The sequence below is a fragment of the Nocardiopsis mwathae genome (assembly GCF_014201195.1).
GTDB classification, from domain to species: domain Bacteria; phylum Actinomycetota; class Actinomycetes; order Streptosporangiales; family Streptosporangiaceae; genus Nocardiopsis_C; species Nocardiopsis_C mwathae.
On the sequence record NZ_JACHDS010000001.1, the window covers coordinates 4,207,846 to 4,230,128 of the forward strand.

A 22,283-nucleotide genomic window follows, 5' to 3' on the forward strand; every position below is an offset into this window, starting at 1 on the left:
TTCGCACAGTTGTCCTTGGTTCATGGCTTCTCCCGTGCTCCGCTTCCTACAGTTACCGAATCGCGGTGCGAGCGGGAGAACCGGTGCGCCAGGGCACACCGTTAGATCAGTCGGGTACAGGGCACAGGCGTGGCGACTCCTGCGGTTGCGGGTCGGTCGTCAGGGGAAGGGGCAGGTCCGTACATGACGTGGGCAGTGATCATCGCCGTCGTGGGAGCGCTGGCCATCGCGGCCGGCGCGGCGCTTCAGGAGCGGGCGGCGGTGAGCGCGCCCTTCGGCATCAGCCAGCTCCGGTTGTTCCGGCACCTCATGCGCAGCCGCCGCTGGGTCCTCGGGCTGGGACTCACCGGCCTGGGAATCGGCGCCCACATGCTGGCTCTGGTCCACGCTCCGCTCATTCTCGTCCAGCCGATCCAGACCACCGGTCTGCTGTTCGCGGTCATGCTGGCGGCCTTCTTCGGCAAGCGCCGCCTGACCTCCGCGCAGATCGGCGGCTGTCTCGCGGTGACCGTCGGGCTGGTCGCGCTCATCACGGCGCTGCCCATGCACGCCGGGAACCCCGTGCTCACCCCGACCGAGACCGCGCTGATGCCGCTGGTCTGCGTCGGCGGGATGCTGATGTGCGTGCTCGTGGCGCGCTTCGGCGGCGCCAGCACCCGGGCGTGGACGTTCGCGCTGGCCGGAGGCATCGGATTCGCCGTCACCTCGGCTCTCGCCCGCTTCATCGGCGTGGGCATGCTGGACAACCCCATGGCGGCGATGCGCCCGCTCACCGTCATCGCCGTGGTCATCGGCCTGTGCGGCGGCATGATCGTGCAGAACGCCTACCGCACCGGCCATTTCACGCTCGCCTACGCCACCCTGATGATCAGCGACCCGCTGTCCGCCGCCATCCTGGGTGTGGTGTTCTTCGGCGAGCAGCTGCCCGCCGACCCCCTGCACTCGGCCATCGCGATCATCGGCGCCGTCGTCTGCGCGGCCGGGGTCATCACCCTCTCCCGCGCCACCCATGCCAAGGGCCGTGCCACCGGCGGGGCGGCGGTGGACACCTCGTCTCCCGGCCCTCCTCCGGCCACCGGACCGCAGGCGACCGTGACCGCCGTGGTCATCGACACCGAACCCGCGGGCACTCCGGTGGCGGAAGAGGACACCCCGCCGCGGCCGTCGGCGGCCGGCACCGCGGCCTGAAACCCGCTCCCGGGGCGCGGGCCCGCGGGCGGCCCGCCTCCGCTCAGCGCCCCCGCCGGTTCCGGGCGCGGTCGGCGACCTGAGCGTAGATCTCCTCGAACCGGGCCAGCGACCGCTGGTGGTCATGGTGCGCCGCCATCTCCCGGCTCTCGTGCCCCATGCGGGCGCGCTCGGCGTCGTCGGACAGGATCTCGCTGAGGTACTTGGCCAGGTCGGACCGGCTCCCCGGCTCGTACAGGTAGCCGTTGCGGCCGATGTCGACGAGCTGCGGCAGCGCCATGGCCTCGGCCGCGACGACCGGCAGGCCGCTGGCCATGGCCTCCAGTGTCGCGATGCTCTGGAGCTCGGCGATGCTGGCGATGGCGAACACGTCCGCGGCGCGGTAGGCGACCGGCAGGTCGTCGTCCTCGACGAAGCCGAGGAAGTGCACCCGGTCGGCGACTCCCTCGGCCTCGGCGCACCGCTCCAGGCGCTGGCGCTGCGCCCCGGTGCCCACCAGCACCAGCTGCGCGTCCTCGGCGGTCACCAGCGGCAGCGCGCCGATGAGGTCGTCGATGCGCTTCTCCTCGTCCAGGCGCCCGACGAACAGGACGGTGGGCCGGTCCGGGATGCCGAGGCGGGCACGCAGGTCGCGCCGGTCCGACCGCCCAAGGCGTTCCCGCACCCCCGTCGGTGCCCGACCGCAGGGGTGGAAGCGCACCAGGTCGATGCCGCAGGACACGGCTTCGACGGGGCTCGTGTAGCCCTGGTCGACCAGGAGCTGTGCCGCGGTCCGGGTGGGCGTGGTCACGTGGTCGACGTCGGCCAGCACGCGGCAGAAGTCCCGCCAGGCGAACGCGCCGACGGCGTCACGCAGCCCCGGCGGGATGTACATGTAGTTGAACAGGTTCTCCGGCATGAAGTGGTTGGTGGCCACCACCGGGATGCCGTGGCGGCGCGCCGCCGCGATCAGCAGGCGCCCGACGATGAAGTGGTTCTGGACGTGGACGACATCGGGCCGCAGCCGCACCAGCAGCCGGTCGATGTGGCCGGGGACGCCGAGCGGGATGGCGAGCCGCACGGTGTCGTGCACCAGCGACGACATCGAGCGGAGCCGGTGCTCGACCACGCCGCCGGCGTGGATCACCCGCGGTGGGCCGTCCGGGGACTGGCACAGGACGTGCACGTCGGCGCCGCGCTCCGCCAGCCCGTGGGCGAGCCGCGCGGTGAAGAAGGCGGCGCCGTTGACGTCGGGCGGGTAGGTGTCGGTTCCGATGAGCAGGCGGGGCCGCTCGGAGCCGGACCCGGTGCGCTGCCGGGGTACGCTCCTTGTCCTTGCGCGGCGGCCGGGCGAGGAGTGGGTGACGGCCATGGTCGGGTCTCCTGGGATGTGCACACGGGGGATGGGGGCGCGCGCCACGATTCTGATCGTCCTCGGTGGCCCGCTGCCATCTGTGCGATGACGCGGAGAAGTCGGCTCAGTACCACCTGATGCTGCGAACGATACGCGAGCGCACGGGTGTCTAGGAGAGGGGCGGCCGGTGTGTTGCCGCGGGTGACCGCCGGCGGGCGGGCCTCGCGACGCGCCCGAGCGGGGGTCGCCGCTGCTCGGCTCCGCCGGGGCCGAACGCTGTGAACTGGGCGGATACGGAGGGGCGGGCGTGCGTTGCACGTGCACGCGCCGGGGCCGTCTGCGCATGAGGAAGGAACACGCAGACGGCCCCGCGACCGCAAGTGGCCACCGCCGTGGTGATGTGCGGCCACAGTGGCGGCACTCCGAGCGGTGCTTCCGTCCTGTCCAACGCTCCCGGCGACCGCCCGGGTTCCCCGGCCCGCCCGCCTCCTCCGGGGTTTCGAGCCATCCGGACTCGCCGATACGCGCACACACGAAAAGCCTCCGGTGCATGTCCCCCACGGCATGCACCGGAGGCCGCTGGGCGGCCCTCGCGGGCCTAGCTTCCGGTTCCGTTCGCGGTCTGGGCCGACAGGGTCAGCTCGGCCTCGCCCGACTTCCCGTCGCGCTCGTAGCCGACCGTGACCTTCTCGCCGGGCTGCAGCGAGCGGATCTGCGCGATCAGCGCGTCCGGGCTGTCCACGGCTTTGCCGTCGACCGAGGTGATGATGTCGCCGCGCTCCAGTCCGGCGTCGGCGGCGGCACCGTTCTTCGCGGTGTCGACGACGGCCGCGCCCCGGCCGTCGCGAGTGCGGGTGATGGTGGCGTCGATCGCCGCGTAGCTGGCGCTGCCCTCCTTGATGAGCTGCTCGGCGATGGGCTTGGCCTGGTTGATCGGGATGGCGAAGCCGAGGCCGACCGATCCGGCCTCACCGGACTGGTCCGTGCTCGCGATCGCCGTGTTGATGCCGATGACCTCGCCGTTCATGTTCATCAGCGGGCCGCCGGAGTTGCCCGGGTTGATCGGGGCGTCGGTCTGGATCGCGTTGATGACGGTGGAGGTCTGCGGCTGGCCCTCACCGCGCGGCGGTTCGAAGCCGAACGGGTCCAGCGGGTCCTGGGGCTGCTGCCGGTCGGGCCCGGCGCTGCCGGTGTTCACCGGCCGGTCGAGGGCGCTGACGACGCCGGAGGTCACCGTGCCGGACAGGCCCAGCGGGGAGCCGATGGCGACGACGTCCGCGCCCACCTCGACCTTGCCGGAGTCCCCGAGCGTCGCCGGGGTGAGGTCGGACTTCCCCTTGGCCTTGATGACCGCGAGGTCGGACACCGAGTCGGTGCCGAGGATCTCGGCTTCGGCTTCGCTGCCGTCGTTGAACTGCACCAGGACCGTGTCGCCGCGGGCGTCGGCGACGACGTGGTTGTTGGTCAGGATCTCGCCGTCGGAGCTGATGACGACGCCGCTGCCCCCGGCGTTGCCCGCCTGGATGGACACGACGCTCGGCAGTGCCTTCTCCGCGACTTCGCTGACGCTTCCGGTGGACACCGAGCTCGCCTGGCCGTTGGTCAGCGAGCTGATGGCGGTGCCGCTGCCCCGGTCGAGGAAGTAGGTGGTGGCGACGGCTGCGGCGGGGCCCACGATGAGGCTGGTCACCACCGCGGTGGCGGCGACCGCGGTGAGCAGCTTCTTCTTGCCCCACGGCTGCTCCTGCCGGGGGCCCTGGCCGCCGGGGCCGGGCGCGGGCAGGCCGAACGCCGCCTCGGGCGGGGTGCCCTGCCCGCCGCCGTGGCCGCCGGGGGCCGGGTGCGGCCCGCCGGGAACCGCGCCGAAGGTCTGGGGGGTGGAGGTGCCGGGTGTCCACGCCCCCGGTGGCGGGGTCGGCCCGCCGATCGGCCCCTGCTGCCCGTGCGGGCCCGGGTGGCCGTGCTGACCCGGCCGGCTCTGGGTGTCCTCCGGCCGCTGCGGGGCCGACGGGTCCTGCCGGGCGAAGTGCCAGAAGCGCGCGGTGCCCTCCGGCTCCGGGGCGTCGGGTGTCGCCGGGGAGTCGTCGGCGGCCGGGTCGGCGTGCGGGGTCGGCTCGCTTTCGGCGGGCGGAACGGGCGTGGTCTCGGCGCGGTCCGCGGCGCTGTCGCGGCCGCTCCCGTCGCGGTTGTCCAGGTCGTCGCGGCCCTCGCCGTTCGGGACACCGCCGTGGGGGTCGTGTGCGCTCATGTGGTCCTCCGGACGAGTGGCTCGGGAGCGGGGGCTGGGCGCCCCGCTCGGCTCCATCTGTCCCCAGGATCGACCCCGAAGGTTAGAACGCGGTATGACCCGGCCTAGGGCGTGTTTGGCGGATGCTTTCCGGTAAGTGAGCGGCCGTCCGGGGCGGCGCTCGCAAGCCGCTGCACGAAGTCAATCCAGGTCGGCTTCACGAGTGGAGCGGCGCAGCGAGCGTCGTTCCGGTGGCCGCGAGCCGGGAATGATCCGTCAAACACGCCCTAGTGTCCTGATTGGTTAGTTCGTTTATGGTTGTGGGATGAGTCTTCCCGGACCGAAACCGCCACCGCTGGACCTGTCCGAGGACGAGCGCACCGAGCTCCAGCGGTGGGTCAGACGCCGCAAGACCGCCCAGGACCTGGCCCTGCGGGCGCGGATCGTGCTCGCCTGCGCCCAGGGCATGTCCAACGCCCAAGTGCGGCGCGAGCTGGGGGTGTCGGCGCCCACGGTGACCAAGTGGCGGCAGCGCTTCGCCGAGCACCGCTTGGAGGGCCTGACCGACGAACCACGGCCGGGCCGGCCGCGCACCGTCACCGACGCCCAGGTCGAGGCGGTCGTGGCCGCGACCCTGGAGACCAGGCCCGCCCACGGCACCCACTGGTCCACACGCTCCATGGCCAAGCACACCGGCCTCACCCAGAACGCGGTCTGGCGGATCTGGAACGCCTTCGGCCTGCAACCCCACCGCACCGAGTCGTTCAAGCTCTCCACCGACCCGTTCTTCATCGACAAGGTCCGCGACGTGGTCGGCCTGTACCTGGACCCTCCCGAACGGGCGGTCGCGCTGTGCGTGGACGAGAAATCCCAGATCCAGGCCCTCAACCGCACCCAGCCGGTCCTGCCGATGATGCCCGGCACACCCGAGCGCGCGACCCATGACTATGTGCGCGCGGGAGTGACCAGCCTGTTCGCAGCCCTGGACACCGCCACCGGCCGGGTGATCACCTCCATCCACCGCCGGCACCGCGCCACGGAGTTCAAGAAGTTCCTGGCCAAGATCGACCGCGAGGTCCCTGCCGAGCTGCAGGTACACCTGGTCCTGGACAACTACGCAACGCACAAGACACCCGAGATCCGCAGGTGGCTGCTGCGCCACCCCCGGTTCCACCTCCACTTCATCCCGACCGGCTCGTCCTGGCTGAACCTGGTCGAACGCTGGTTCGCCGAGATCACCGAGCGGCTGATCCGCCGCGGCACCCACCGCAGCGTCCAAGCCCTGGAAAAGGACATCCGCGCCTGGGCCGCGTCCTGGAACGAGGACCCCCGCCCATATGTGTGGACCAAGACCGCCGAGGAGATCCTCGACAGCCTTGCCTTCTACTGCCAACAAATCAACAAACGAACTAACCAATCAGGACACTAGCCGCCGATGGGAGTTCGCCGGACCGCCCGCGGGCAGCGCCGAGCGCCCCCGGCGGGGGTGTGCGGCGTCCGCCTTGGGACGCGCGTGGAAGTAATGCGGGTGTACCCGGAATCCCGGGCGATTCGCGGAACGCGAGATAAACATAGGTATGGGATTCTTTACCACCGAAGAAATCATGCCCGGCGTCCCGCTACCCGGGGCGGAGGCGCTTGGGCCGTCCGCGGTGAACACGGGTCCCCCGCACGCCCGCCGAGTTGTTTTGGCCCCTCTTTTTCCGTCCGGGTCACGAAGAGTGCGCCGGGCCGATTCTCCGACCCGACGCATCTCTGCGTTCCGGCACCACCGCGTCTTAGCGCTTGAAGTAGAAGCCGGGGACGCAGTGGCCGTAATACCAGTACCAGAACGGACAGGACTTGGAGAAGTGGTGCTTGGCCGACGTCGTCTCAGCCGACGCCGTCGAAGCCGCAGCCGGGGCCGCGCCCACCAGCATCGATCCTGCCAGAACCGCGCTGGCCGCGATGCTCACTGCCGCTCTTCCCGCCTTGCTGTTCATGTCCCCTCCAGAATCACCTTTGATCGGATCTGCCTGCCACGCGCGCAGCGCTATGTAGATGGCAAGCATGCGGACACATCCAGAATGACGCACGTACGGGGGGCGATAAAGAAAGCGAAAGTAAGAGGAATCTCTTTTTCCCGTTACCCCGGCGTGGATGGTTGCGCCCACCCCGGAGACCATCTAGCGGCGCGCGGCTCCCGGGTTCCGCGCGGGACACGCCGGAAATAATCGGCGACGACGCGCTTTCCGCGTTCTTTCCGGCGGGTCGCGCGCTAGTAGCCCTCCCAGCCGCGCTCGTGGTAGCCGATGATGTAGGGGTGCAGCAGGCTGGAGGGCTTCACCTCGCCGGGGAGCCGGTCCTTCGGGAAGACCTGGGCCGCGCCCAGCACGCGTTCATCGAGGAAGCGCAACTCGGGGTGGTCCTCGGGGAGCCGCGGCTCCGGCGGTGCTCCGGTGTCCGCCGCGATCAGGTAGAAGCCCCAGTTCCCGAAGCTCGGCACGTCCACGTGGTAGGGGGTGACCGCCATCCCCGCCTCCTCCAGGGCCAGGCCCACGCTCCAGTAGGCCTCGGGAGCGAAGAAGGGCGACCCGGCCTGCACGCTCGCCAGCGCGCCGTCGGCCAGCGCGTGCCGAAGCAGCGTGTAGAACTCCACGGTGTACAGCTTGGAGGTGCTGACGTCCTCCCCGTCGGGCATGTCGACGATGACGGCGTCGAAGCGGCGGCCGTTCTCGCGCAGCCAGTTGAACGCGTCCTCGTGCACCACCTCGACCCGGGGGTCGTCGAACGCGTCGCCGTTGAGCCCGCGGATGACCGGATCGGTGCGGGACAACTCGACGACGGCCGGGTCCAGGTCGACCAGGGTGACGTGCCGGACGTCGCCGTAGCCCAGGACCTCGCGCAGCGCCAGGCCGTCGCCCGCACCGAGCACCAGCACCTCCTCGCGGCGGCCGGTCAGCGCGGGGTGGACGAGCGACTCGTGGTACCGGTACTCGTCGATGGACGAGAACTGCAGGTCGCCGTTGAGGAAGAGGCGGGTGTCGGTGCCGTCGAACGACTCCGTGACGACGATCTCCTGGTAGTCGGTGCGCTCGGCGTGGACGATCGGATCGCGGTACAGCGCCTGGCGGGCGCTCATCTCGAAGCGGTCCGAGGCGAAGTAGGCCCCGGCCAGCACCCCCACCACCAGGGCGAGCCCGACACCCAGCAGCGCCCGCCCCCTGGGGGTCAGCTCCGAACGGAACAGCCACAGCACCACGGCGACGCCCACCACGGCGTTGAGCGCGCCCACGACCAGCGCCCCCTTGGGCAGGCCGAGCACCGGCAGCAGCAGGAAGGGGAAGGCCAGTCCGCCGATGAGCCCGCCCACGTAGTCGGCGGCGAACAGGTCGGCGACGGCCCGCGCCGCGCTCTCCTCGCGGATCTTCTGGATCATCGTCATCAGCAGCGGGATCTCCGCGCCGATGAGCGCTCCGATCACGAAGGCGACGATGACCAGGCCGGGCCCGTACAGGCCGAGCCAGGCGAACGACGCATAGAGCAGCAGCACCGACAGGCCGCCGATCAGCGACAGCAGCCCCTCGATCAGGGCGAAGGAGATCTCCGGCCGGCTCTGCAGCCGCTTGGACGCCAGGGAGCCGACACCCATCGCGAACACCATCACCGACAGCACGATGGAGGCCTGGGTGATGGTGTTGCCGAGCAGGTAGCTGCCGAGTGCGACCAGCGCCAGCTCGTAGACGAGTCCGCAGGCGGCGCAGAGGAACACCGCGAACAGCACCAGGAACCGGGCCAGGCGGGGCGGGACCGGCAGGACCGCGCGCGGCGGGGTCGCCGGGACGTCGGGCTTCGCGGCCGCCGGGGAAGGGGCGGTGTCGTCGGTGTCCGGGCCGTTCACAGCGGGGTCCGTTCGGGGAGGGTCATGGACGCGGGTGTCCTCGTTCTTCCGGTAACGGCGCACGCCGCCCCGGGCCGTGGCGGGCCCGGGGCGGCGGAAGCGCGCGTGGCTCTGCGGGAGGGTGGCGGGTCAGGAGATGGCCGCTGCCACGACCAGCGCGACACCGATGTGCGAGGACGCGTTCACCCAGGTGGCGGGGTGCAGCTGGGTCTGCTTGAGGATGTCGCCGATCTTGGCGGGGGTCAGCAGGTCGATGACGAGGAACGCGACGGCCATCAGGAGCAGGCCGACCCCGCCGTAGACGGCGGTGGTGATGAGGCCCTCGGCGACCCCGTAGTGGCTGGCGAAGATGGCCGAGACCACGATGATCGCCACACCCAGGGTGTTGGCCGACACCATGAGCGTCGCGTTGCGGTTGCCGTCCTCCCAGATCAGCTTGTGCAGCCGACCCGGTGTCAGCAGGTCCACGATGAGGTAGCCGACGACCATGACCGTCATGCCGACGGCACCGTAGGCGAGGGCGGCGCCCGCGTTGAACAGGATCTCCATCGTTACCTTGTCTTCTTCCTGTCGGGGGTTGTGTGGGGGATGTCGCGTCTCGGATGGCCGGATGTGCGGCGGCCGCAGGCCGCTACTTGCCCCATCCGGGGCCGCCGCCGCGGTGGCTGCTGCCGGGGCCGTACTTGTCGCTGCTGCTGCTGCCGCCGCCGAAGAACCAGAAGCCGCCGCCGCTGCTCCCGCTGCTGGTGCCGCTTCCACTGCTGCCGCTGCCCGTGCCGCCGCTCTGCGGTGTGCAACGGGAGAGCAGCAGCAGGAGCAGCACGATGAGGGCGATGACCACCACCACCGTGATGGCCTTGCGCTGCTCCTCGGTCAGGTGCTCATCCATCGCCTCGTCCTAGGTTCGGGGGGAAGTCGGCGGGGGGAACGCCACCGACGTCGTGGTCGTCACCAGCTCCGCGCTCTGCGGGTAGGCGTGCCAGGTGCGCCAGGTCAGCGCCGCGCCGTCCGCCCCGCCGCGGGACAGCAGGGCCAGCGCGGTGACCGCGAGGGGACTGCCGGGGAACGTGCCGATCAGGGAGTCGGGGCGCGCGGCGGCCTCGTCGCGCAGACGGGTCACCCGTGCCGCGAACTCCGGCTCGCGTCCGCCGAACCACTCGACCGCGGAGTCGAACGTGTAGCGCGCCGCACCCGGTCCGTCGGCCGTGGTGCGCTCCGGGAGCGCACCCGCCCGTCCCGGCAGGCACGCCACGGTCTCCACGAGTCCGCCGGCGCCGTCCGTGTCCGTGCCACCGCAGGGCGCCGGGGTGACCAGGACCTGGTGCGAGGCGCCGAGTACGCGTAGCTCCACGCGCCCCAGCGGCGTCGCGGCGGTGCGGACCGCCAGCGGCTCGATCAGCGGGTGTTCCAGCGACCAGGACAGGTCGGCGGCGCGGGTGTCGACGAACGGGGCGCTCACCTGTGTGTGCACCGCCGCCCTCACCCGCCGGGGTAGATGGTGAACGTCCCGGGGACCACCGATTCCCCGGTGCTGACCTCCCAGGGCCCGTGGTCGAACCGCTCGAAGGCGAGCAGGCGGCCGCCGGGACCCTCGTAGTCGGCGTAGTCCATGGCACCGTGGGCCGGGTGCCCGGTACTGCCCTCGGAGCGGTAGGACGCCGACCCGCGCTCGGTCAGGCGGAAGGTGGAGCCGTCGACGTCGATCGTGGGCGCGTCGGGCGCCAGCTGCAGGTCGGGGCGCCCGGTCCACAGTGCCAGTTCGAGGCCGGGGTCCTCCTGCACCGATATCCAGCGCTTGCCCTGCTCGACCTCCAGGAAGTGCTCGCTCCAGGTGAAGCGGCCCTCCGTGAGCCGCAGCGAGCCCCGGATCCAGGTCCGGTCGCTGCCGAAGTCCAGCATGTCCCCCGCCTTGAGCGTGCGGGGGTCGCCCTGGGTGTGGGTGGTATCGGCGAACGGGTCGCGCGGCGCGTCGTGCGCGGGCTGCGGCGGGGGCGGGTAGGCGTGCCCGGGAGCCGGGTGCGGGTGATGATGGCCGGGTGCCGACGGACGGTTCGGCCGCCACAGGTAGACCAGCAGGGCGATGAGCCCGGCGATCGCCAGCAGTAGCAGAAATGTCACCAGTGCGCCCCGCTTTCCTTACATACGACCGGTTCTCGGCCAGTAGAGAGTACCGGCCCTAGATCACGATCCGGACAGCGATCACCCGCTGACCTGGCCGATCCCGGACATCGGAGGTGGGGAACCGCGCGCGCGAGCCGTGCGTCGTGCACCCGCACGGCCGGTCAGCCGGCGGCGTCCGCGCCGCCCTCCCCTGTCTCGACGGGCAGGTCCGCGTCGGCGCCCCAGGCGCTCCAGGAACCCGGGTAGAGGCGGGCGCCGGTGAACCCGGCGTGCTCCAGGGCCAGCAGGTCGTGGCAGGCGGTCACCCCGGACCCGCAGTAGGCGGTGACGGACGCCGCGGTGTCGGCGCCGAGGGCGGCGAACCGTTCGCGCAGGCGTTCGGGTGCCGCGAAGCGGCCGTCCTCGGCGAGGTTGTCCGGCCAGGCGGCGCTGCGCGCGCCGGGGATGTGCCCGGGGCGGGCGTCCACGGGGGCCGGTTCCTCGCCCGTGTAGCGGCCGTGGACGCGGGCGTCGAGCAGCAGCCGGGAGGGGTCGGTGGTCTCGGCACGCACCGCGGCGGTATCGACGACGCGGTCGGCAGGCCAGGGGCGCGGGGTGCGCGGCCGGGGCTCGGCGGTGACCGGCCCGGTCTCCAGGTGGCCGGTCCACGCCTGGATACCGCCGTCGAGGAGGGCGGCCGGCGACCCGAGGACGCGCAACATCCACACCAGGCGTGCGGCGGTCGAGCCGCCGGCGTCGTCGTAGGCCACGACGGGGGTGTCGTCGCCGATGCCGAGGCGGCCGAGCGCGGCGGCGAAGGCGTCGGGGTCGGGCAGGGGATGCCGACCGCCCTCGGGCGTCGGCGGCGCCGCGAGGTCGGTGTCGACGTCGGCGAAGACGGCGCCGGGCAGGTGGCCGCCGAGGTAGGCGTCGCGCCCGGAGCGGCCGTCGAGGTAGAAGCGGACGTCGGCGACGCGGACCGCGTCGATGTTGCGGGCCAGCCAGGCGGCCGGGACGAGGACGGGCGGGTGCGCGGGGTCGGGCTCCTGGTGTGCCATGGCGCACAAGATATACCCGGTGCGGGCGTGCGGCTCAGGAGGCGGTGCCGCCGACCTCCCGGGCCTTGTCGACGTCGGCGTCGGCGCCGTCCTCGCGGGCGCGTTCGAGTGCGCGGACGTGGCGCAACCAGAGCAGCCCGAGGACGGGCAGCACCAGCGGGATGTACAGGTAGCCGCTGCCGAAGTTCGACCAGACGGTGTCGTCGGGGAAGGCCGCCGGGTCGAGCACGCTGAACGCGCCGACGACCAGCACGCCGGCCAGCTCGATCGCGCAGGAGGCGAACGCGACGCGGTGGGAGGTGCGCCCGCTGCGGGCGATGCCGACGGTGGCGACGATGTAGATGACGCCGGCCAGGGCGGAGAGGAGGTAGGCCAGGGGGGCCTCCTCGAAGCGGGTGAGGATCTGTACGGTGGCGCGGGCGGTGGCGGCCAGCGCGAACACGGCGTAGACGGCGACCAGTACCCGGCCGGGGCCGGACCGGCTCACGGAGATGTCAGACAAGAGAGGGGTCCCAGATCTGTTCGAGGCGCACCATCATGGCCAGCAGGACGAAGCAGGCGAAGGCGATGACGGCGGGCCCCCAGCGGGTGCGCTCCATGAGCCCCCAGATCGCGCACACCGGCGGGATGAGCACGACCGTGGCCAGGTAGGCGATGAAGGTGACCATCTCGGCGGGGCGCTCGCCTCCCACGAGCAGCACCGCGGAGACCACGGTCTGGCCGAGGAGCAGCAGCCACAGCACGCCCATGCCGATGAGGTGCCAGGTGTCCATCGGCCGACGGCGGAACGTCGAGACGAGGCACCACGCGGCCATGGCCAGCGACGCGATCTTGATGACGGCGGCCAGCCAGTCGATCACGGCTGCCTCCACCTCCTGCCGTTCTCCCCGCGCCCACCTGGGTCCCCGCAGGCCGGGTCGGCACGTCCAACACGTCTACGACGCACTGTAGTACCCATGGGGCGGGCAGTGGGAATCGGCTCGCCCCCGGAGGGACGCTGCGCGACCGATGCCGAACAGCCTCCCGCCCCTCACCCACCCACGCACCCACGCACCCACCAACGCGATCTAGGTGTTAACGCGGATGACCCAGACGCGAACCTCGTTCTCATACACGCCGACGATCATCGTGCGTTCACTCGTAATCACGTGGTATGCGTCAGGAACGCCCATGTCGGGCGATGCATTGTCAGGAGGTATCGGCCCCGTCGCCAGTGCGGCCAGGGACTCGCGGACCTGCTTCCTCAGGTTCCTTGGGAGCTTCTGCGCAACGGCCTGCGCTTCGGGGGTCCACAGGACAGAACGGATCGTCATTCGTCAAGGCCCAAAGCAGTGTTCAGGCCTGCCATCAGCTCCTCGCGCGTCTTGGCCGGGTAGGAGATCCACTCCATCTCACCGCGCCGGTCGGCTTCGACAGCTGCAGCCAGATCGCGCCGATCCTTCTCCCGACGCAGCTCCTGAAGCTCGGCATAAGCCTCAGCGGAGATGATCACGCCTTCGGCCTGACCGTAGCGGGTAATGGTGATGGATTCACCACTTCGGGAAGCTCTCATGAGCAGCTGCCCTAGATGACTACGCGCATCCTGCAAGGTGACTTCAGCCATGCACGGCAGTGTAGCGCACACACCGAACAGACTGTACTGACAGTACTTTCTGTACAGACTGCACGGTTCGTTCCATTTTGGACCCCTGTCCTGGCGCCTTGAGAGTTCCTGTCGTGTCCAGCTCGACGCGCTGACGGGGCGGAACCCGCCGGAAAATCGCTTGGCGGGCGTGATGCGCCTCGCATAGCATCGACCGGTTGCCCGACGGCGGCCCCGCTTTCGCGCGCTGAGGATCGAACCGGACCGGACGGCTGCGCCCCCGGGACGGGACCCGCGCGTCGTTCTTCCGCCGCCGCATCTCCTGTTCACGCCGAGAGCCGAGGTGCGCCTTTCCATGACCCTTTCCGACTCCGAGCCCGCCCCAGCCGTCGACCCCGAGATACGCGCCGAACGCGCGCACCTGGCGGCATCCCGCGCCGCGCTGCGCCGGATGCGCGACGACGTCCTGGCCACCGAGACCCCCGCCGTCTTCGGCGACTGGGTCTCCACCCAGGTGCTGCAGCAGGCCCGCGCGCTGCGCGCCGAGGCGCTGGAGGACATCCCCGACACCCCGCTGTTCTTCGGCCGCCTCGACTTCGAGGCCGGGGCGGTGTTCGAGGACGGCGACGGGCACCGGACGGCCGACCGCATCCACATCGGGCGCCGCCACGTCCACGACGAGCACGGCCGCGCCATGGTCCTCGACTGGCGCGCACCCATATCCGTCGCCTTCTACCGCGCCACGCCCCAGGACCCCATGCGGGTGCGCACCCGGCGGCGCTACGGGTTCGACAACGCCGCGCGGCTCACCGCGTTCGAGGACGAGTCGCTGACCGACGGGGCGCCCGGCGGCGACCTGCTCGGCGGGGAGCTGCTGACCGCCGAGATCGAGCGGCCGCGCACCGGGCCCATGCGCGACATCGTCGCCACCATCCAGCCCGAACAGGACGACCTGGTCCGCGCCGCCCTCGACACCACGCTGTGCGTCCAGGGCGCGCCCGGTACCGGAAAGACCGCCGTCGGCCTGCACCGCATCGCCTACCTGCTGTATGCCGAGCGCAAGCGGCTGAGCCGCACCGGCGTCGCCATCGTCGGGCCGAACCGGTCCTTCCTCTCCTACATCCGCAACGTGCTGCCCGCGCTCGGCGAGGTCGACGTCGACCAGACCACCGTGCGGGAGCTGCTGGAGACCGTGCCCGTGCGCCGCGTCGACGACACCGGCGCCGCCCGTGTCAAGGGCGACGCCCGCATGGCCGAGGTGATCCGCCGCGACCTCTGGTCGCAGCTGCGCGAACCGGCCGAGACGCTGGTCGTGCAGCGGGGCTCGCGCCGCTGGCGGCTCTACCCCGACGAACTCCGGGAGCTCACCGACGAGCTGCGCGGGCGCGGCGTCGCCTACGGGGCGGGACGGGACCTGCTGGCGCACCGCATCGCGCACGCCGTCCTCTCCCGGATGGAGGCCGCCGGTGAGGCGTGCGACGACCGCACCCACGACCAGGTGCGGCGCAGCCGGGAGGTGAAGGCGGCGGTGGCCGCGATCTGGCCCAAGGCCGACCCGGTCAAGCTCGTCCTCGGCCTGCTCACCGACGCCGACCGGCTCGCCAGCGCCGCCGACGGCGTCCTCTCGCCCGAGGAGCAGGCCGCCGTGATGCTGCCCGGACGTCCCCGCGGCCCCAAGTCGGCCCGCTGGTCCGAGGCCGACCTCGCGCTGATCGACGAGGCGGCGGCGCTCATCCGGCGCCCGGAGAGCATCGGCCACCTCGTCGTCGACGAAGCCCAGGACCTGAGCCCCATGCAGTGCCGCGCGCTCGGCCGCCGCGCCGCGAGCGGGTCGGCGACCATCCTGGGCGACATCGCCCAGGGCACCAGCCCGTCGGCCACCGGCGACTGGCCGACTCTGCTCGGCCACCTCGGCAAGGCGGAGGCGCGGCTGGCCGTGCTCGACCGCGGCTACCGTGTTCCCGCGCAGATCATCGGCTTCGCCGCCCGCCTGCTCCCGTCCATCGCCCCCGGCCTCGGCGCCCCGGTGGCCGTGCGCCGTTCCTCCGGCGCGCTGCGGCTCACCCCGGCCAGGGCCGGTTCCCTCCCCGACGCCGTGGCCGACGCCTGCCGCGAAGGGCTCAAGCGCGAGGGGTCGGTGGGGGTGATGGCCGCCGACGCCGACATCGCCGACCTGCACCGGGCGCTGGGGGCGGCCGGGCTCGACGCCGGGGTGCTGGGCGAGACCGACGACGCTCTGGAGGCCGAGCGGCTGGTGTGCGTGCCGGCCTCGCTGGCCAAGGGCCTGGAGTTCGACACCGTCGTCGCGGTCGAGCCCTCGCGTATCGTCGCCGCGGAGCCCCGTGGCCTGCACCGCCTCTACGTCGTCCTCACCCGGGCGGTCAGTGCGCTGCACGTGGTGCACGCCGAACCGCTGCCGGAACCGCTGCGCTGACGCCGCGGCGGGGGCGGCCGCAGCCGGGACCCACATGCCCGGGAAACCCCCGGGGGTGCGGAACTCCGGCACCATGATCGCCCGCTATGCTCCCCGCACGCATCAGCGGCGTGAAAGGACAGCCGGAGCCATCATGATCCCCCGACACCCGACGACCCGCTCCGAGCGTGCCCCAGGCGGCTTTCCGCGGCGATGGGCGGTCGCGGCCTCCGCCGCCGCCCTCACGGCATCGCTCACCGGATGCCTGGACGAGGACGGCGCCGACGGTGACGCGGCCCCGCCCGCCCCTCCGCCCCTGGGCACACCTGAGGAGGTCGTCGCCGGGATGGTCGACCTCATCGACTCGGCGGAAAGCTACCTCGTCGACCTGGACGCCGAGGTCGCCGCCGGTGAGGGCGGCTACGCGCAGCACGAGACCTTCGTGCTGAGCACCGACCCCGAACCGGTCTTCCAGTGGTTCGAGCGGTTCCCCGCGATCGGGGACGGCGACGCCTACGAGCAGGCGTGGCTGCGGGTCGGCGGCGACGGCCCGATCCTGTTCCGCACCACCTACGCGTCGGCGCCCCGTGAGGATCGCTTCTACAGCCGCGCGGGGGCCGACGCCACCGCCCCTCCCCTCGGCCCCGAGCACACCCTGTCCCGCGACCCCGTCGGCGCCCCCGTCAAGGACCTGGCCGCGACCATGTCGGTCGCCGAGGAGGACAAGGAGCCGGGAGAGGGGCCGGACGGGGACGACGGAGCCGTCGTCCGCTACAGCGGCACGTTCGACCTCACCTCCCCGGCCGCGGCGGGCGAGAAGGCGGAGGTGCAGGAGGGCGTCCCCTTCGAACTGCGGGTCGACGAGCACGCCCACCCCACCGGCCTCACCTACGAGACCGTCACCGGCCCGCACACCTGGACCTACCACTCCATCGACGCACCGCCGGCCACCCGCTACTGCGGCACCGTCGAGGGCGTCCCCCACACGGGCACCGCCCGGGTCGTCCCCACCCACGGCGACATCGCCTGCGACGAGGCCGTCGACGTCGTGGAGCGGTATCTGGAGATGCCCGACGGGCAGAAGGACGGCACCGGGTACCTGGCCGAGGTCGACGGCTGGACGTGCGGCATCCGGACCAGGGCCGAGATCGACGGGCGCACCGCCGAGGACGTGGCCCGGTGCTCCACCGACTGGCCCGAGACGACCCGGCGTGTGGACCTCCTCCGCGTCGACTGACCGCCTGCCCGGCCCTCACCTCCACCCCGACTGAGACGCCCTGCGGGTGGGTAGATCGCTCGTAGACGCAGAGGATGCGCGCCTCACGCGCACCCCCGGCCCGGGGTGCGGGAGCCGGAGGTGGACGGCCGGTGCCAGACCGCCAGGACCCACGGAAGCAGCAGGTCCGGCAGGACCACATCGAGATCGAGGCGAAGTACGGCGCGAGCCCGGACTTCCGATTGCCGGACCTGGCCGACCTGGCTCCGGGCGGCATCGAGTCCGCCGAGCACCGGCTCGCCGCCACCTACTTCGACACCGGCGACCTGCGCCTGGCCGCGCGCCGCATCACCCTGCGCCGCCGCACCGGCGGGCCGGACGCCGGCTGGCACCTCAAGATCCCCTGGGGGCCGGACGCCAAGAAGGAGTTCCACGAGCCGCTGGGAAAACAGGAGGCGACGGCACCGGCCAGGTTGTCCCGGCTGGTGGCTTCGGCCACCCGGGGCGCGCCACTGGTGCCGACCGCGCGGATCAGCACCGACAGGACCGAGTACGCGCTGATCGGCGCCTCCGGCGAGCGTCTCGCCTTGCTCGCCGACGACGCCGTCAGTGGCGAGGTCCTCGCGGCGGCTGACGGCGGCGACGGGCACCCCTCCCCCTGCTCGTGGCGGGAGGTCGAGGTCGAACTCGCCTCCGGGCCGCGGACGCTGCTGCGGAGCGTCGGCGCGCGGTTGGAGGAGGCCGGGGCCAGCCCGTCGACCGTCGGTTCGAAACTCCTGTTCGTGCTGGGCGGCCGCGTCCCGGCACCGCTACCGCGGCCGGACGGCGGCAGCGCCGGCGACGTCGTGCTGCGCTACCTGTGGGACCAGGTGCAGCGGCTGCTCGACTACGACCCGCGGGTGCGCGTGGACGAGGAGGACGCGATCCACCAGATGCGGGTCTCCACCCGCAGGATCCGCACGGTGCTGCAGGCGTTCCCGTCGGTGGTCGACCGGGACGCCACCCGGCCGGTCGCCGACGAGCTGCGGTGGCTGTCGGGCGTGCTGAGCTTCGCCCGCGACCTGGAGGTGATGCGCGAGCTGTGCGCGCGGCGGTTCGCCGAGCTGCCGCGGCGGGCGGCCGGCCACGACCTCACCGACGGCTGGCTGGGCGTCCTGGACGAGCAGCGGCGCCGCTCGCACGACCGCATCCTCCGGGAGCTGTCGGGCGATCGCTACTTCACGCTGCTCGACGACCTCGACCGGCTGCGCGCCGAACCGCCGATGACCGAGAAGGCGCTGCGGGAGGCCACCTCCGTCCTCCGGCGCGACGTGGCACGGGCCTGTCGGCGCATGGACGCCGCACACGACCGCGCCGTCGCCGCACCCGACGCCGAGACGCGCGTGACCGCATGGCACGACGTCCGCAAGGCCGCCAAGCGGGCGCGGTACGCGGCCACCCTCGCCCAGCCCGTGCTGGGCGCGCCCGCGAAGCGCATCCGGGCGTGGGCGACCGAACTCCAGCAGGTCCTCGGTGAGCACCAGGACGGCGTGGCGCTGCAGGCCTACCTCGACGGCAACGCGCCGCGGCTGGCGCCCCCGGGCGGGATCGGCCGCGACGCCGTGCTGGTCACGCTCGGGGCCATGGCCGGGTCCGAGGCCACGACCGGCCGCGCGCTCATCGACCGCGCCGAGCGGGTGTGGGAGACCGGGCCGGACCCGAAGAAGCCGCTGGGCCGACGCTGAGAACGCGGTGGCGGCGGGTCAGGCCGCACCGGCCGCACCCACGTCGGCGGCCTGTCCACCGGCGGAATCGGCGCCGTGCCCTCCCGCGTCCTTCGCCCCTCCGGCGCGCTGCGCGACCGTGCCGCGGCGGTCGACGGGGACGACCAGCGGTGTGTGCGTCTCGGGGTCGGGGATGACCCGCACCGGCAGGCCGAAGACCTCCTCCACGAGGTCGGCCGTGATGATGTCGGCGGGGTCGCCCTCGGCCACCACGCGCCCGTCCTTCATGGCGATGAGGTGGGTGGCGTACCGGCAGGCGTGGTTGAGGTCGTGCAGCACCGCGACCAGCGTGTAGTCACGCTGGTGGTGCAGCTCCGCGCACAGGTCCAGCACGTCCATCTGGTGGGCGATGTCCAGGTAGGTGGTGGGCTCGTCCAGAAGCAGCAGCGGGGTCTGCTGGGCCAGCACCATCGCCAGCCACACGCGCTGGCGCTGCCCACCCGACAGTTCGTCGACCATGCGGTCGGCCAGCTCCACCACGCCCGTGGCGTCCATCGCCTCGCCGATGACCCGCTCGTCGGCGCGCGACCACTGCTTGAGGAACTTCTGGTGCGGGTAGCGGCCGCGCGCCACCAGGTCGGCGACGGTGATGCCGTCGGGCGCGATGGAGGACTGCGGCAGCAGCCCCAGGCGGCGCGCGACCTCCTTCGCGGGGTACGAGCTGATCAGACGGCCGTCGAGGTGGACGGCGCCCGACACCGGCTTCAGCATCCGCGACAGGGCCCGCAGCAGCGTCGACTTTCCGCAGGCGTTGGGCCCGACGATCACGGTGAAGGAGGAGTCGGGGATGCTGATCCCCAGATCCCGGGAGATGACGCTCTGGTCGTAGGCGAGCGTCAGGTTCTCTCCCCACAACCGGGACGGCTGGGTCATCGTCGTCTCTCCTTGGTGAGCGCGTTTCGGGAACGGGGGTCAGGCACGGCCGGACCGCCATTCACGGTAGAGCAACCAGATCAGGTAGGCACCGCCGATGACGGCGGTCACCGCGCCGACGGGCAGCTGGGATGGGGCCATCGCCCGCTGCGCCACCAGGTCGGCGGTGGCGAGCAGGGCCGCGCCCATGAGCGCGCCACCGACGAGGGTGGTGCCGTTCGCGCGGGCCAGGCGCCGGGCCAGCTGCGGCGCGGCCAGGGCGACGAAGCCGATCGGCCCGCACACCGCGATGGCCGCGCCGGTGAGCGCACTCGCCACGAGCAGCGCGGTGACCTGCGTGGCCTGGACGGGAACGCCGAGCGCGGAGGCGGTCTGGTCGCCCATCTCCATGAGCCGCAGGCGCGGACCGAGCGCCAGGATGACGGGGGCGAGCACGGCGACGCCGATGGCGACCGCGGCCGCCTCGCCCCATCCGCGCCCGTTGAGGCTGCCGATCATCCACACCTGGGCGGTGATCGCGTCGGTGAGCTCGGCGCGGGTGATGAGGTAGTCGCGGACGGCCAGCAGCATCGCGTTCGCGCCGATGCCGACCAGGATGAGGCGGTAGCCCTGCACGCCCTTCTTGAGGGCCAGGAGGTAGACGAGGGCGGCGGTGGCGATCCCGCCGAGCACGGCGCCCGTGGAGACCGCCACCGTGCCGCCGCCGAAGACGAGGATCGCGGCGACGGCGCCGGTGGCCGCGCCGCCGGTGAAGCCGATGATGTCGGGGCTGCCCAGGGGGTTTCGGGACAGGCTCTGGAAGACGGCCCCGGCGATGCCGAGGGCGGCTCCGGCGCCGATCGCCACCAGGGCGCGGGGCAGGCGCACCCCTTGGGCGAAGTAGACGTCGAGCCGTTCGCCGTGGCCGAGGACGGCGGGCAGCACTCCGGGCAGCGGGATCTCGTAGTCGCCGGCCATGAGGGACACGGCGAGTGCGGCGACGGTGACCGCCAGCAGCGCCCCGTAGGCCGCGGCGATGCGCGGACGCCAGGCGAACGCGATGCCGCCGACCCGCATCGTGCGCAGGGGCCGGGCCGGGGGCGGCGCAGCACCGTCGCGGGAGGCCGCGGACGCCGCGGGGACGGTGGGAGTCGGGCTCATACCTGCGCCATCTTCCGTGCGCGGACCAGGGCGATGAACACGGGGGCGCCGATGAAGGCGGTGACGATGCCGACCTCCAGCTCCCCGCTGGGCAGCACCACCCGGCCGAGGATATCGGCGCAGGTGAGGAGGATCGCGGCGAACACGGCCGAATACGGCAGCACCCAGCGCTGGTCGGGGCCGACGGCGGCGCGGGCGACGTGCGGGACGATCAGCCCGACGAACCAGATGGGGCCGGCCGTCGCGGTGGCGGCACCGCACAGCAGCACGACACCGAGCGCGGTGACCGCCCGTGTCACCCCGATGCGCGCGCCGAGGGCCGAGGCGAGGTCGTCGCCGAGCGCGACGGCGTTGAGCGCGGGCCCGAGCAGGAGCGCCGTGGCCAGGCCGATGGCCATGAATGGCCAGATGGCCAGGAAGGCGTCGAGGTCGCGCCCGGCCAGCGCACCGACCTGCCAGAAGCGGATCCGGTCGAAGGTGAAGGAGTCGAGCACGACCACGCTGTAGATGAGCCCTTGGAGCAGGGCGGCGACCGCCGTCCCGGCCAGGGCCAGCCGGACGGGGGTGGCGCCGCTGCGGCCGCGCGAACCCAGCGCGTACACGAGCAGCGCGGTGGCCCCGGCGCCCGCGAACGCGAACCACACGTACTGGTCGGGGGCGGTGAACCCGAACACGCTGACCGCGATCACCACGGCGGCCGCGGCCCCCTGGTTGACCCCGAGGATCCCGGGCTCGGCCAGCGGGTTGCGCGTCAGCGCCTGCATGAGCGCACCGGCGAGCCCGAGCGCCGCGCCGACGAAGACCCCGAGGACGGTGCGCGGGAGGCGCAGCTCGTAGATGACGCTGTGCTCGTAGGAGCCGTCGGGGCCCCACAGCGCGCCCCAGACGGTGGAGAGGGGGATCGCCTTGGCGCCGACGGCGATGCTCACCACCGCGCAGGCGGCCAGGACGGCGAGCGCGGCCACCAGCCCGGACGCCCGGACGGCATGCGTGCGCGCGTGCGCCCGTGTCCTGCGCTCCAGCGCACGCGCGGCGACGGTGGAGTCATCGGCTTGGTCGACATTGTCGGCAAGAGCGGTGGAGGGCCGATCGAGACTCATCGCACCCCACCCAGAAGGCCAGGCACAGGCCACCACGCCCGCTGGGACACTGCACGCCTCCGAACCACCGACCCTGAAAAAACTTAGTAGAGGCTAACCTATCTTCCACCCCAGCGGAACCCGGCCACCAGGCGGGAAGCCCCCCTCCGGCGGATCAGCAGAATTCCCCGTGCTTGTGATTCACTCTGTGATACATTCCGTCGTATGGCTACGAAGCAGATCTCGATCAGAGTGGATGAAAACATCGCGGACGCGATAGAACGCCTGACCGGAAACCGGTCACAGGGCTTCGAGCGCGCAGCGCGCACCTACTTGATGTTTGCCGAATCCCAGGCCATGTCGGCTGAAGACGAGGAGCTGCTCGCCGACTTCGACTCCACCTGTGAGGCATGGCGTAGTGCGTAGGGGCG

The 22,283-nt window shown here is 72.3% G+C and carries 22 protein-coding genes; 6 read left to right on the plus strand and 16 right to left on the minus strand.

Annotated features, from left to right (window positions below):
• Window positions 1-183: 183 nt before the first annotated feature.
• Window positions 184-1,188, plus strand: coding sequence for a DMT family transporter (locus tag HNR23_RS18255; RefSeq protein WP_221308167.1), 1,005 nt, complete (start codon window positions 184-186; stop codon window positions 1,186-1,188).
• A 43-nt stretch (window positions 1,189-1,231) separates the two neighbouring features.
• On the opposite strand, the gene HNR23_RS18260 is transcribed toward HNR23_RS18255, so the two are convergent.
• Together HNR23_RS18260 and HNR23_RS18265 are read right to left on the minus strand one after the other, a co-directional pair.
• Window positions 1,232-2,539, minus strand: a complete 1,308-nt coding sequence (locus HNR23_RS18260) for a glycosyltransferase (RefSeq protein ID WP_184077083.1) — start codon at window positions 2,537-2,539, stop codon at window positions 1,232-1,234.
• A gap of 580 nt (window positions 2,540-3,119) precedes the next feature.
• Window positions 3,120-4,769, minus strand: coding sequence for a S1C family serine protease (locus tag HNR23_RS18265; protein WP_184077085.1), 1,650 nt, complete (start codon window positions 4,767-4,769; stop codon window positions 3,120-3,122).
• 304 nt (window positions 4,770-5,073) lie between these two features.
• On the opposite strand from HNR23_RS18265, the gene HNR23_RS18270 reads away from it, so the two are divergent.
• Entirely contained in the window at window positions 5,074-6,177 is a 1,104-nt protein-coding gene (locus HNR23_RS18270; RefSeq protein ID WP_184072741.1) for an IS630 family transposase, read from the plus strand.
• Window positions 6,178-6,526: 349 nt separating this feature from the next.
• Here the strand turns inward: HNR23_RS18270 and HNR23_RS18275 are convergent, their stop codons facing one another.
• The 11 genes from HNR23_RS18275 to HNR23_RS18325 all read right to left on the minus strand — a co-directional run bounded on the left by HNR23_RS18275 (window position 6,527) and on the right by HNR23_RS18325 (window position 13,389).
• Complete coding sequence (locus tag HNR23_RS18275) at window positions 6,527-6,799, minus strand: hypothetical protein (protein WP_184077087.1); 273 nt, start codon at window positions 6,797-6,799, stop codon at window positions 6,527-6,529.
• A gap of 206 nt (window positions 6,800-7,005) precedes the next feature.
• Window positions 7,006-8,544 (minus strand): polyamine aminopropyltransferase, encoded by a 1,539-nt coding sequence (locus HNR23_RS18280; protein WP_184080554.1) that lies wholly within the window; start codon window positions 8,542-8,544, stop codon window positions 7,006-7,008.
• Between the two features lie 213 nt (window positions 8,545-8,757).
• Entirely contained in the window at window positions 8,758-9,177 is a 420-nt protein-coding gene (locus HNR23_RS18285; protein WP_184077089.1) for a DUF350 domain-containing protein, read from the minus strand.
• Between the two features lie 82 nt (window positions 9,178-9,259).
• Complete coding sequence (locus tag HNR23_RS18290) at window positions 9,260-9,517, minus strand: hypothetical protein (RefSeq protein WP_184077091.1); 258 nt, start codon at window positions 9,515-9,517, stop codon at window positions 9,260-9,262.
• A gap of 9 nt (window positions 9,518-9,526) precedes the next feature.
• The gene (locus tag HNR23_RS18295; RefSeq protein WP_184077093.1) at window positions 9,527-10,099 is read right to left on the minus strand and encodes a DUF2617 family protein; all 573 of its coding nucleotides are present in this window, start codon (window positions 10,097-10,099) and stop codon (window positions 9,527-9,529) included.
• Window positions 10,100-10,107: 8 nt separating this feature from the next.
• Complete coding sequence (locus tag HNR23_RS18300; RefSeq protein WP_246422304.1) at window positions 10,108-10,749, minus strand: DUF4178 domain-containing protein; 642 nt, start codon at window positions 10,747-10,749, stop codon at window positions 10,108-10,110.
• Window positions 10,750-10,910: 161 nt separating this feature from the next.
• Window positions 10,911-11,786, minus strand: a complete 876-nt coding sequence (locus tag HNR23_RS18305) for a sulfurtransferase (RefSeq protein WP_184077095.1) — start codon at window positions 11,784-11,786, stop codon at window positions 10,911-10,913.
• Between the two features lie 34 nt (window positions 11,787-11,820).
• A complete protein-coding gene (locus tag HNR23_RS18310) occupies window positions 11,821-12,288 on the minus strand; it encodes a hypothetical protein (protein WP_184077097.1) in 468 nt (155 codons plus the stop codon).
• Entirely contained in the window at window positions 12,281-12,646 is a 366-nt protein-coding gene (locus HNR23_RS18315; protein ID WP_184080557.1) for a hypothetical protein, read from the minus strand. The genes HNR23_RS18310 and HNR23_RS18315 overlap by 8 nt, the downstream gene beginning before the upstream one ends.
• A 207-nt stretch (window positions 12,647-12,853) precedes the next feature.
• A complete protein-coding gene (locus HNR23_RS18320; RefSeq protein WP_184077099.1) occupies window positions 12,854-13,099 on the minus strand; it encodes a type II toxin-antitoxin system RelE family toxin in 246 nt (81 codons plus the stop codon).
• On the minus strand, window positions 13,096-13,389 hold the full coding sequence (locus HNR23_RS18325) for a type II toxin-antitoxin system Phd/YefM family antitoxin (protein ID WP_184077101.1): 294 nt from the start codon (window positions 13,387-13,389) through the stop codon (window positions 13,096-13,098). The genes HNR23_RS18320 and HNR23_RS18325 overlap by 4 nt, the downstream gene beginning before the upstream one ends.
• Before the next feature lie 334 nt (window positions 13,390-13,723).
• Here HNR23_RS18325 and HNR23_RS18330 point away from each other — a divergent pair, with 334 nt between their 5' ends.
• The 3 genes from HNR23_RS18330 (at window position 13,724) to HNR23_RS18340 (ending at window position 18,721) form a co-directional block, all read left to right on the plus strand.
• Window positions 13,724-15,802: a HelD family protein gene (locus HNR23_RS18330; RefSeq protein WP_184077103.1), complete on the plus strand. Its 2,079-nt coding sequence runs from the start codon at window positions 13,724-13,726 to the stop codon at window positions 15,800-15,802.
• 133 nt (window positions 15,803-15,935) lie between these two features.
• Window positions 15,936-17,018: a hypothetical protein gene (locus HNR23_RS18335; RefSeq protein WP_184077105.1), complete on the plus strand. Its 1,083-nt coding sequence runs from the start codon at window positions 15,936-15,938 to the stop codon at window positions 17,016-17,018.
• A 131-nt stretch (window positions 17,019-17,149) separates the two neighbouring features.
• Window positions 17,150-18,721 (plus strand): CYTH and CHAD domain-containing protein, encoded by a 1,572-nt coding sequence (locus HNR23_RS18340; RefSeq protein WP_343070616.1) that lies wholly within the window; start codon window positions 17,150-17,152, stop codon window positions 18,719-18,721.
• An 18-nt stretch (window positions 18,722-18,739) separates the two neighbouring features.
• Here the strand turns inward: HNR23_RS18340 and HNR23_RS18345 are convergent, their stop codons facing one another.
• The 3 genes from HNR23_RS18345 to HNR23_RS18355 all read right to left on the minus strand — a co-directional run bounded on the left by HNR23_RS18345 (window position 18,740) and on the right by HNR23_RS18355 (window position 21,873).
• Window positions 18,740-19,633: an ABC transporter ATP-binding protein gene (locus HNR23_RS18345; RefSeq protein ID WP_184077109.1), complete on the minus strand. Its 894-nt coding sequence runs from the start codon at window positions 19,631-19,633 to the stop codon at window positions 18,740-18,742.
• Between the two features lie 39 nt (window positions 19,634-19,672).
• Complete coding sequence (locus tag HNR23_RS18350; protein ID WP_246422308.1) at window positions 19,673-20,689, minus strand: FecCD family ABC transporter permease; 1,017 nt, start codon at window positions 20,687-20,689, stop codon at window positions 19,673-19,675.
• An 80-nt stretch (window positions 20,690-20,769) separates the two neighbouring features.
• Entirely contained in the window at window positions 20,770-21,873 is a 1,104-nt protein-coding gene (locus HNR23_RS18355) for a FecCD family ABC transporter permease (protein WP_184077113.1), read from the minus strand.
• Between the two features lie 204 nt (window positions 21,874-22,077).
• Between HNR23_RS18355 and HNR23_RS18360 the strand changes: the two genes are divergently transcribed.
• A complete protein-coding gene (locus HNR23_RS18360) occupies window positions 22,078-22,278 on the plus strand; it encodes a hypothetical protein (protein WP_184077114.1) in 201 nt (66 codons plus the stop codon).
• The last annotated feature ends 5 nt before the right edge of the window (window positions 22,279-22,283 follow it).